General features: G+C 41.6%; 9 protein-coding genes. 6 read left to right on the top strand and 3 right to left on the bottom strand.

Going from position 1 to position 10,869, the window contains the following annotated elements:
- Positions 1-230: 230 nt before the first annotated feature.
- The 4 genes from thrS (at position 231) to rplT (ending at position 3,500) form a co-directional block, all read left to right on the top strand.
- On the top strand, positions 231-2,177 hold the full coding sequence (thrS, locus tag O9316_RS02770; protein ID WP_298203683.1) for a threonine--tRNA ligase: 1,947 nt from the start codon (positions 231-233) through the stop codon (positions 2,175-2,177).
- Between the two features lie 37 nt (positions 2,178-2,214).
- Positions 2,215-2,766, top strand: a complete 552-nt coding sequence (infC, locus tag O9316_RS02765) for a translation initiation factor IF-3 (protein ID WP_073363903.1) — start codon at positions 2,215-2,217, stop codon at positions 2,764-2,766.
- Between the two features lie 98 nt (positions 2,767-2,864).
- The gene (gene rpmI, locus O9316_RS02760; RefSeq protein ID WP_073363905.1) at positions 2,865-3,062 is read left to right on the top strand and encodes a 50S ribosomal protein L35; all 198 of its coding nucleotides are present in this window, start codon (positions 2,865-2,867) and stop codon (positions 3,060-3,062) included.
- Positions 3,063-3,155: 93 nt separating this feature from the next.
- Positions 3,156-3,500: a 50S ribosomal protein L20 gene (rplT, locus tag O9316_RS02755; RefSeq protein WP_073363906.1), complete on the top strand. Its 345-nt coding sequence runs from the start codon at positions 3,156-3,158 to the stop codon at positions 3,498-3,500.
- 391 nt (positions 3,501-3,891) lie between these two features.
- On the opposite strand, the gene O9316_RS02750 is transcribed toward rplT, so the two are convergent.
- From O9316_RS02750 to O9316_RS02740, 3 genes are all read right to left on the bottom strand, one after another.
- Positions 3,892-4,422, bottom strand: a complete 531-nt coding sequence (locus O9316_RS02750; RefSeq protein WP_298346940.1) for a hypothetical protein — start codon at positions 4,420-4,422, stop codon at positions 3,892-3,894.
- A gap of 179 nt (positions 4,423-4,601) precedes the next feature.
- Positions 4,602-5,453 carry an isoaspartyl peptidase/L-asparaginase gene (locus O9316_RS02745; RefSeq protein ID WP_298203685.1) on the bottom strand — a complete coding sequence of 284 codons (852 nt, stop codon included), beginning with the start codon at positions 5,451-5,453 and terminating at the stop codon, positions 4,602-4,604.
- Positions 5,454-5,564: 111 nt separating this feature from the next.
- Positions 5,565-6,437 carry a cyanophycinase gene (locus O9316_RS02740; RefSeq protein ID WP_298203686.1) on the bottom strand — a complete coding sequence of 291 codons (873 nt, stop codon included), beginning with the start codon at positions 6,435-6,437 and terminating at the stop codon, positions 5,565-5,567.
- Positions 6,438-6,670: 233 nt separating this feature from the next.
- Between O9316_RS02740 and cphA the strand changes: the two genes are divergently transcribed.
- Complete coding sequence (cphA, locus tag O9316_RS02735) at positions 6,671-9,286, top strand: cyanophycin synthetase (RefSeq protein ID WP_298203687.1); 2,616 nt, start codon at positions 6,671-6,673, stop codon at positions 9,284-9,286.
- Positions 9,287-9,380: 94 nt separating this feature from the next.
- Positions 9,381-10,841, top strand: coding sequence for a hypothetical protein (locus O9316_RS02730; protein ID WP_298203688.1), 1,461 nt, complete (start codon positions 9,381-9,383; stop codon positions 10,839-10,841).
- The last annotated feature ends 28 nt before the right edge of the window (positions 10,842-10,869 follow it).

Below are 10,869 nucleotides of genomic sequence, written 5' to 3'. Positions count from 1 at the left end.
TTTGAATAAATTTTGTTGTAAATCGGGTTTTATTTTGCCTAACATATTGCCACTATTTTATACTCAAATATACCATTTTTGGCAATAATTATCATCTATTTCTAGCTAAATTTTATTGTAATAAAATAACAATCAGACAGTTATTTGTTTTTTAAGGGATGACTATATAGTATCATTGTTTGTAGGGACACACCAATACCTTATATTTGCACTCCATTAAAATAAACGGAATGATTCAGATTACTTTACCAGACGGTTCGATTAAGGCGTTTTCCGCGGGCGTGACTCCGATGGAAGTGGCCAAAAGTATTAGTGAAGGATTGGCGCGAAATGTAATTTCGGCCTCATTTAACGGCACTACGGTGGAAACCGAAACGGCTTTAACCACGGACGGCAGTTTGGTATTGTACACATGGAATGATCTGGAGGGGAAGAAAGCCTTTTGGCATTCTACCTCGCACGTCATGGCGCAAGCTTTGCAAGAAATCTACCCTGGCATCAAGTTAACCCTCGGTCCTGCTATCGATAATGGGTTCTATTACGATGTGGATTTCATGGAGCATAAAATAACGGATGCCGATTTCAAAAAAATCGAAGACCGCGTGTTGGAGATTGCGCGTGAAAAACACGAGTTCAAAATGCGTTCGGTTTCCAAAGCAGAGGCTTTAGCAATCTATAAAGACAACGAATATAAAACTGAGTTGATCTCGAATTTGGAAGACGGAACAATCACTTTTTGTGACCACTCCAATTTCTTTGACTTATGTCGTGGGGGACATATTCCGAACACCGGATTAATCAAAGCGATGAAAATCATGAGTGTAGCAGGAGCCTATTGGCGCGGGGATGAAAAAAACAAGCAATTGACCCGTGTCTATGGGATTTCGTTCCCGAAACAAAAAGATTTGACGGAATACTTGGAATTGCTGGAAGAAGCAAAACGTCGTGACCACCGTAAATTGGGGAAAGAGTTGGAATTATTCGCTTTTTCGCAAAAAGTGGGGCAAGGCTTACCGTTATGGTTACCCAAAGGAGCGGCTTTACGCGATCGTTTGGAGCAGTTTTTAAAGCGTGCACAAAAGAAAGCGGGTTACGAACAAGTGGTAACGCCCCATATTGGACAAAAAGAATTGTACGTGACTTCGGGACACTATGCCAAATACGGCGCCGACAGTTTCCAACCCATACATACCCCTGCAGAAGGAGAAGAGTTCTTATTAAAACCCATGAACTGTCCCCACCACTGTGAGATTTATAACACCAAACCTTGGTCGTACAAAGATTTACCGAAACGTTATGCCGAATTTGGTACGGTGTATCGGTATGAGCAATCGGGGGAATTGCATGGATTGACCCGTGTGCGCGGATTCACGCAAGACGATGCCCACATTTTCTGTACGCCAGAACAGTTGGATTCGGAGTTCAAAAAGGTTATCGATTTGGTATTGTACGTGTTTGGTTCGCTCGGATTTGAGAACTTTACAGCACAAGTATCGGTGCGCGATTTGGACAACCCCGATAAATATATTGGTAGCGTTGAAAACTGGGAAAAAGCAGAGAACGCCATCATTAATGCAGCACGAGATAAAGGACTGAACTACGTTATTGAAAGTGGTGAAGCCGCCTTTTACGGTCCGAAACTTGACTTTATGGTGAAAGATGCCTTAGGTCGTAGTTGGCAGTTGGGAACCATTCAAGTGGATTACAACCTACCCGAGCGTTTTGAGCTAACCTACAAAGGGTCGGATGATAAGTTGCACCGCCCTGTGATGATTCACCGTGCGCCTTTTGGATCGATGGAACGCTTTATCGCGATTTTGCTCGAACATACGGCTGGAAACTTCCCGTTGTGGTTAATGCCCGAACAAGCTATCATCCTGTCTTTGAGTGAGAAATATGAAAATTATGCACAAAAAGTTTTAAGTTTGCTGGAAAATAGCGAAATTCGCGCCCTAATTGACAACCGCAACGAGACGATTGGCAAGAAAATCCGTGAAGCGGAGATGCAAAAAATGCCGTTTATGTTGATTGTGGGTGAAGAAGAAGAGAAAAACGGAACCGTTTCCGTGCGCCGTCATGGACAAGAAGGCAAAGGCAATAGTACGATGGCTATCGAAGATTTTGTTGGACTTGTTCAAGAAGAAATCGGAAAATCATTAAAATCATTTGAAGTATAACCCCCTGGCAACAGGATAAAATAAAAAAGCCATAGCAATTAGAAATAACAGAGGTAGTTACAAACCTCGCGAAGAAAAAAAAGACGCACACCGAATCAATACCAATATTCGTGTGCAGGAGGTTCGTTTAGTTGGCGACAACGTTGAACCTGGAGTCTACAAAATCACGGAAGCCTTGCGCTTGGCCGAGGAATTGGAAGTGGATTTGGTGGAGATTTCACCCAATGCCGATCCGCCGGTATGTAAATTGATGGATTATGGCAAGTTTTTGTACCAACAAAAGAAACGGGAAAAAGAACTGAAAGCCAAATCGTCACAGATTACGGTAAAAGAAATTCGTTTTGGCCCACAAACCGATGAGCACGATTACGAATTCAAAAAGAAGAACGCCGAAAAGTTCTTGAAAGAGGGTTCGAAATTGAAAGCGTTTGTTTTCTTCAAAGGCCGCTCGATTATTTACAAAGAACAAGGTCAAATCTTGTTACTCCGTTTGGCGCAAGATTTGGAAGAACACGGAAAAGTAGAAGCACTGCCGGTGTTGGAAGGGAAGCGAATGATTATGTTCATCGCACCCAAAAAGAAAAAATAAAGCCGCCTTCCCGACGTATATGTTTCGGAAATTTTCGAAGCAACCCGTCGTCGCGGTACGAAATTGAGTAAATTGAATCGCAATAAATTTGGGAAATTATGCCTAAAATGAAAACAAAATCCAGTGCCAAAAAGCGCTTTAAAGTGACTGGTTCTGGTAAAATCAAAAGAAAGCACGCTTTTAAAAGTCATATTTTGACTAAAAAGTCTAAAAAACGCAAATTAGCGTTAACGCACGCGGCTTTGGTTCACCCAAGTGACGAGCGTAGTGTAAAAGAGCAATTACGTATCGTATAATTGCCTTTACGGTTAAAATTATTTCATAACCCTGGAGCTGGGCCCCTCAAGCACATTCAATTGTGCGCCTACTTCAAAAAAATTTAAAAAATTATGCCAAGATCAGTAAATTCAGTTGCTAAAAGAGCACGTAGAAAAAAAATGATGAAGCAGGCTAAAGGTTTCTTTGGCCGTCGTAAAAACGTTTGGACAGTTGCGAAAAACGCGGTAGAAAAAGCAATGCTTTATGCATACCGTGATAGAAAGCAGAAAAAGAGAAACTTCCGCGCTTTATGGATTCAGCGTATCAACGCTGGAGCTCGTTTAGAAGGAATGAGTTACTCCCAATTCATCGGATTAGTGAAGAAAAACGGTATCGAATTGAACCGTAAAGTATTGGCTGATTTAGCGATGAATCACCCAGAAGCTTTCAAAGCTATCGTGAATAAAGTAAAATAAAAACGTTTGTACAACCAGATTCAATTTACTCACTATATCAAATCCCAATCGTAAGGTTGGGATTTTTTATTTTTGGGCGTGCCACCGGCTCCATCCTTCCGCCGCTGTCAGGCTCTCCGCTGTAGCCGTGCGGTTCCGCTAGCGCTCCACCTTCGGGCTGCCGCTGCGATCCTTCACGCAAATCCGTATAAAAAAGAAACCCCGAGGTTCAATCGGGGCTTCTTTAATCGTTCAGACGCTAGACGACCGTGGCGATAAAGCGAAACGATTATTTCTTACTAAGATAAATGTTTTTGCTAAGCACCGTTCGTAAAATTCGGGTCTTGTAAACCAACCACCAAACTAGAGCATACCACGCATAGCGGCTAGCAGCTTTTAGCAGTAGTAATTTTTATCCTTCAACTTCAAATACCAATTTTCTAGGTTTTGGGAATGCTGTTGTGTCTTCCTTCATAGATTTTTTTATAAACTCTATTTTTTTATTTTCCAGATTACTGTTTATATCTATTTTATGATAAGTTTCACCAATTTCAATTATTTTTAAACTTCTGTAAAGATTTCTAATTGAAGAATATTTCTTTTCATTTTCTGTAAAATTGTAGTAATAAGATTTTGATGTATTATCACTATAATTTACTTTAATTTTTAAAATTGGTAAGGGTTTTATGCACCCAATATTTGAATCATAATGTATAACACTTTTATATTCTTTGGAGAGTAAATCAACTCCTTTAACTAGGCTATCTATGCTATTTCTGTCAATCTTTGCTTCGAAATATTTTTCCACTTTATTTGGACGAAAATCGCATGTGTAAGTTCTGTTTTCTCCATTTAGTTCAATAATCGAATAAATTTCTGGCTGAATTTCAAACTTTGGTTTTTGGTCATTTTTTGGCTCAGAAACATTCCAATTATAAGCCATAAATTCAATATTCTTCACTTCGTTCTTTGTAGAACAGCTGATAAAAATAAAAGCAAATAAAAAAATTAACTTCTTCAATTATACGGAGTTCAAAATTAATACTGCTAACTTTCTTCTTGCTTCTTTGCTCTTGCTTCTTTGCTCTTGCTTCTTTACTCTTGCTTCTTTGCTCTTTCTTCTTACTGAAAAACGTCTTCTTTCTCCCCATCATAACTCGCAAACACCATACTCGGATGGGAATCTTGATGAAACATTGTCCCGTCTTTCGCAATCGCAATCGCGCCAGCAAATCCATCAAAAGGGGTTAACTCAGCAAACGTTTTAGCAAAAGCATCTTCTAATGCAAAACCATCGGTCACGCGCGTCACGATTTTGGCCGCAACCGCCCCCGAAACAATATCTTCGCCTACACCCGTCAAACTCACGCCACAATCGGCATTGCAGTAATTCCCGGCCACCGTCGCTGAATCCGATACGCGTCCCACCAACTCAAATCCTTTCCCTCCTGTTGACGTAGCCACTGCAATGCTGCCTTCGGCATCCAGCGCCACACAACCTACCGTGCCCAAACGCGTAGCAGCTACTTTGGCTTCATACTCGGCACGACGTTGCGGAATTTCGGTCGAAAAGGCTTCAAATCCGTTGGCACGCGCATAGGCCGTTGCCCCTTCCCCACTCAAAATTCGGTCGTCCACCGCTAGTAAATGCTGCGCCACTTGAATCGGATTTTTGACGTCTTCAATATTAATCACGCCACTCATTTTCATCGTAACGCTATCCATCAACGAAGCACTCATGCGAATCTTGCCATCACTCTGAATCTGCGAGCCAATCCCCGCATTAAACAAGGCATCATCTTCCAATAACGACACTGCATAAACCACCGCCTCTAAGGCCGAGTGTGTCTGTAAATAAGCATACGCTTCTTTCACAATACGCAATAACGCTTGTTGTTTGGCGACTTTTGTTTCCAAACTGGTTGACGATTCTGAAAAAAAACCGCCGTGGATGATGATTCGTGTGGGATTCATGGAAAAGTTTCAAGTTTCAGGTTTATTTCGCTTCGCTACATCAGTCGGCTAAAGCCTCGTGTCAGGTTTCAGGTTTTTGATTAAAAACCAAAAAACCTATACTTTCAAAAATTAAACGTATTGTGATGATTTGATCGTCATTTTAAACGTATCCAAATCAAAGGTATCGTTCTTACTCAACACATGCGTCACCAAATGGTTGATCGAAATGGGTTGTCCCAACTCGACTTGGGTCAAATTGGTATCTTTAATTTCGCGTCCGTCGACCAAAATAACCAATCCGGAACCAATCGCTTCCATTTGTTTGCCATTGGCAATAAACAAACCGGTATCTTCTCCGAGTCCGACCCCCAACACTTTAGGATTTCCAACTACCGCTTGAAACAAGCGTCCGATGCGCCCGCGTTGTACAAAATGGGTATCAATCACCACATCGTCAATCAATCCCAATCCTGATGTAATTTTTACTTCTCCTTTCAACAAGGCTTCGCTACTACTTCCTTGATAAATCATATTGTTGGAAGCTGCCGCTGCCCCTGCCGAAGTTCCGGCATAAATAAAATACTCGTTTCGGTATTTATCGAGTAACAAATCGTGAAAAGGAGTCCCTCCCAAAATAGAAGTCAGTCGCAATTGGTCGCCACCCGTAAACATGACCACATCGGCCTCGCGCAAACGCTGAATGATTTCGGGATCCATGGCTTGTTCCCGCTTTTCAATATACAGAACATCCACATTGTGAGCGCCCAAATAATTAAAAGCCTTCACATATTCGGGTCCGATTTGTCTCGGAATTTTCGAAGCTGTCGTTATCACCTCGATACGTGAATTCTCTTTATGTAAGGATTCTTTGATGATACGTTTTAAAATACCTTCCTCAAAGAAGTTTAAATTTTGAGGCGCTGTCGTATCCAAATCGGTTTCGGTAAAACTTCCTTTGTCTACTGCCCCCCCGATAATGATCAATTTTCCTAGTATTTTCATGGGGGTAAAAATAACCATTTCAATACATTTCGCAAACGTTTTCTTCACAATTAGCCCAGGAGTTTTCCCCAAGTTTTCCACGACATAGGCAACAATCTAAAAAATCATTTTCCTGAATTTCAGAAGTATAGTTTTTCAAATTTATTTTTTCGCAATCAAATCGTACAATCAAAAAAATAATTCCTTATTTTTAACAAATTCGTTAGCTAAATTCAACCCAAGACCCTTGTTTTATGAAAATTGAAAAGATTCAGGCCCTGCGTGGACCCAATATTTGGAGTGTACAACGCAAAAAACTAATCCAAATGCGTCTCGACCTGGAAGACATGGAAGAAAAACCCACCAACAAAATTTCAGGATTTCGCGAACGCATTGAAGCCATGTTTCCTACCATGATTGAACACCGTTGCTCAGAAGGCGTGCGCGGTGGATTCTTCTCCCGCATTGATCGCGGAACTTGGATGGGGCATGTGATTGAACATATTGCCCTTGAAATTCAAACGCTCGCCGGCATGGAAACGGGTTTTGGACGCACCCGTGAAACCAAAACCCCAGGCGTGTATAATGTCGTTTTCAGTTATGTGGAAGAGAGCGTAGGGATGTATGCCGCTGAAGCTTCTGTGCGCATTGCCGAAGCCTTAATTGCAGGCACCGACTATGATGTGCAAGACGATATTCAAAAAATGCGTGAAATTCGGGAACGGGTTCGTCTCGGCCCCTCTACTGGAAGTATAGTCGATGAGGCGGTAGCACGCGATATTCCTTGGATTCGCTTGGGCACTAACTCTCTTGTTCAATTGGGTTATGGCGTAAATCAAATGCGTTTTCAAGCGACCATAACGTGTAAAACCAGTAACATCGCCGTAGATATTGCCTGCAATAAAGAAGAAACCAAACGCATGTTGGATATGGCCTCTATTCCTGTCGCTAGCGGAGGCATTTGTGTGGATGAGGAGGATTTGGAAATGGTCATTAAAAAAATTGGCTTTCCCATTGTCATCAAGCCCTTGGACGGCAACCACGGTAAAGGGGCATCTATTAATGTGCAAAATATAGAAGATGCCAAAGCGGGGCTCGCCCATGCCAAAAACTACAGCCGAAGAGTTATCGTTGAAAAATTTATCACTGGATTTGATTTCCGTGTGTTGGTGATTGACAATAAATTGGTGGCAGCCGCTTTACGCGAACCGGCTCACGTGAAAGGCGATGGTGTTAATTCCATTCAACAACTTATCGATGAAACCAATAGAGATCCGCGCCGAGGGTACGGACACGAAAATGTGTTGACTGAAATTACCGTAGATAGAGATACTACTGACCTTTTAACCAAAAAAGGCTATGATTTGAATACCGTACCTGCCAAAGATGAAATTGTCTATTTAAAATCTACGGCCAATCTGAGCACAGGGGGAACCTCTGTTGACGTGACCGACATGATGCACCCCGAAAACATTTTCTTATGTGAGCGCATCGCTCGTGTGATTGGTTTGGATGTGTGTGGTATTGATATTATGGCCCCCAATTTAACGCAACCCCTTAAAGAAACGGGGGGATGTATTTTGGAGGTCAATGCGGCGCCAGGATTCCGAATGCACTTAGCCCCCTCTGAAGGGTTGCCAAGAAACGTAGCTTCACCGGTCATTGACATGTTATACCCCCCCGGTAAACCGTCGCGTATTCCGATTATTGCGATTACGGGAACCAATGGGAAGACAACCACCACCCGTTTGATTGCGCACATGGTCAAAAACAATGGTTTCCGCGTGGGTTTTACCACCTCCGACGGGATCTACGTTCAGAACCACATGATGGAAAAAGGCGATACCACAGGACCCATTTCGGCCGAATATATCCTGAAAGATCCTACAGTGGAATTTGCTGTTTTAGAAACGGCTCGCGGTGGCATTCTTCGCTCGGGTTTGGGCTTCAGCCGTTGTGATATTGCCATAATCACCAACATTCAAGAAGATCATCTCGGCCTACAGGATATCCATACCTTAGATGATTTGGCTCGTGTAAAAAGTGTGGTCGTTCGCAGTGTAAAAAAAGATGGTTGGGCGATTTTGAATGCCGATGATGAGCATTGTATGAAAATTGCACAAGACTTAAGTTGTCAAATTGCCTATTTTTCGATGGATGAAAACAGTCCCAAAGCTCGGGAACTTTCAAAAGAAGGAAAAATTGTTGCTGTATACGAAAATGGATTCATTACCATCAAACGCGGAGAATGGAAAATCCGTGTCGAACGCGCCACGCATATTCCGCTAACCATGGGGGGAAAAGCCAAATTCATGATTGCCAACGTCTTGGCAGCAGCACTAGCAGGCTATCTTCACGGTTTCAAAACCGAAGATATCAGTTTGTCATTACAAACGTTTATTCCTGGCGCGGCACAAACGCCCGGACGTATGAACATTTTTGAGTTTAAAAAATTCAAAGTGATGATCGACTTTGCGCACAATCCTGCAGGCTACCGTGGCATTGAAGATTTCTTATCCAATGTTGAAGCCACCAAAAAAATTGGTATCATTGCAGGAGTTGGGGACCGTCGGGATGAGGACATCAAAGAATGTGCAACGATTGCCGCCCGTATGTTTGATCATATTATCATTCGACAAGAAAAACACTTGCGTGGCCGTACAGAAGAGGAAATTATCGGACTCATTATGGAGGGAATTCAAGAAAGTGGATCGAGTGTCACTCATGAAATTATCACCAAAGAAACCGAGGCCATCAAGCATGCCATCAGTACGGCAGAAGAAGGAAGCTTTATTACGGCTTTGAGTGATGTGGTAACAAATGCCATTGAAATTGTTCAAGAATATTTAGACAAAGAGCAAGAAAGTTAAATCGCTCTAGAAATGAATATAAAAAACCGGTGTTCATGCACCGGTTTTATTTTTGGCATAACTTTAAATCCTATCTTTACTAAAAATCAAGAAAATGAAAAATAGTATTTTATTATGGTGCTTGACCTTGGGCTTGACCGCTATGGCCCAGAAAATTCAATTAAAAAAAGACAAAGTTCTATGGGATAAAGTGGAAGTAGCTACCGTCAAAGAACCGTATCGCGACCATTTGGAAATAGGAACGTTGAGTGGTGAAAAACGATTTACTGTCGCATACAAAGGACTTAATGCCAATGAAATGCAAATGTATAACTGGTTGGAAATTACTTCCGCCGATGGTAAACAAAAAACAGAAATTCCGTATGAAGTATTGATTACCGCCTTTAACTCCGATCGCATTATTGTGCACTTATTGGCCGTAAAGTACAATCTTATCAACGAAAAAGGGATCAATGAAGATGCATTGAAAACATTCTTTGATACACCGCGAGAATCGTTGAGTGAAAAATACGGCAAAATCGTTGCTTCGGCCAAGTTTGAAGCCGACGAACAAAAACGCAAAGTGCAACAAGTAAAGAGTTCATTGAATCCCCAAATCAAAGCCGATAATAGCATTACAATGAACCTCAACGGCCGTCTGACGATAGTGGGAAGTATTCAAGCCAAACCCTATGTAGTAGGTAATGGCGTTAATCAATATGTTACCGTTTATGACTTGGATGGGATACCCGTAGCGCGATTATCCAATACCGCTATGGACTTTTATAAATACCGTATTGAAACTTATGATGGCAAAAACTATGATTTTTATATCAAAAGTCAGTATAACAATACCAACAGCACATTCTTGTACGAATTTTTGTGCGACTTAGTGAGTCGAGGGTATATGTTAAACCATCAAGCGAAGATGGAACAACAGCAATTGCAACAAGCAAAAATTAATTTAGCCAAAGAACGCAGTGTCAATATTTACCAAAAACCAGGCTATTTAATTGATGAAGAAGGCGTGAAATATACTGGAATCATAAGTATTAATTTTCAAATGTTGGATGTCAACCAAACCGGGCAAGTACTCCCTGAAAATACGGCTGATCGATTTGGAAAAACGGTTTCCATTACCTACAAAAACGATAAAAATCAGGAACGCACTAAATCGTTTAAAGCCAACAGTGGGGCGTACTTTTGCATTCAAGAGCAAGGTCAAGAAACCTTTTATTACGGTATGGCAGTGAAAGGCGATTCGATGAAAAAATTACAAAATATGGGGAACCTGAGTTTTGACAATGCTTATTTTTATCAATTGATTTATAAAGAAGACGCCATTTTAGTATTGCAAGACCCTGTCGAAACCGATCGTTATGTGATGAAAATTAAAAGCGAATCCAAAGGACAGATGATTGACCGACGCGACACCGATGAATTGGCGCCCGTTTTGGCCGACTACCTCAAAGCTTGTCCCGCAACGGCCACCTCGATTCGAAAAGGCGAAATGGATTTGAAAATAGAACGAAATTTAATCACCATCGCCAAAGAATACCAGGCGTGTAAAAAATAAAGGAAAAGGGCAACGTATACGTTGTCCT

This window comes from Flavobacterium sp. (genome assembly GCF_027533505.1).
Lineage (GTDB): Bacteria > Bacteroidota > Bacteroidia > Flavobacteriales > Flavobacteriaceae > Flavobacterium.
Note: the sequence above shows the minus strand (reverse complement) of the source record. Positions and strands in the feature narration are given on the sequence as shown.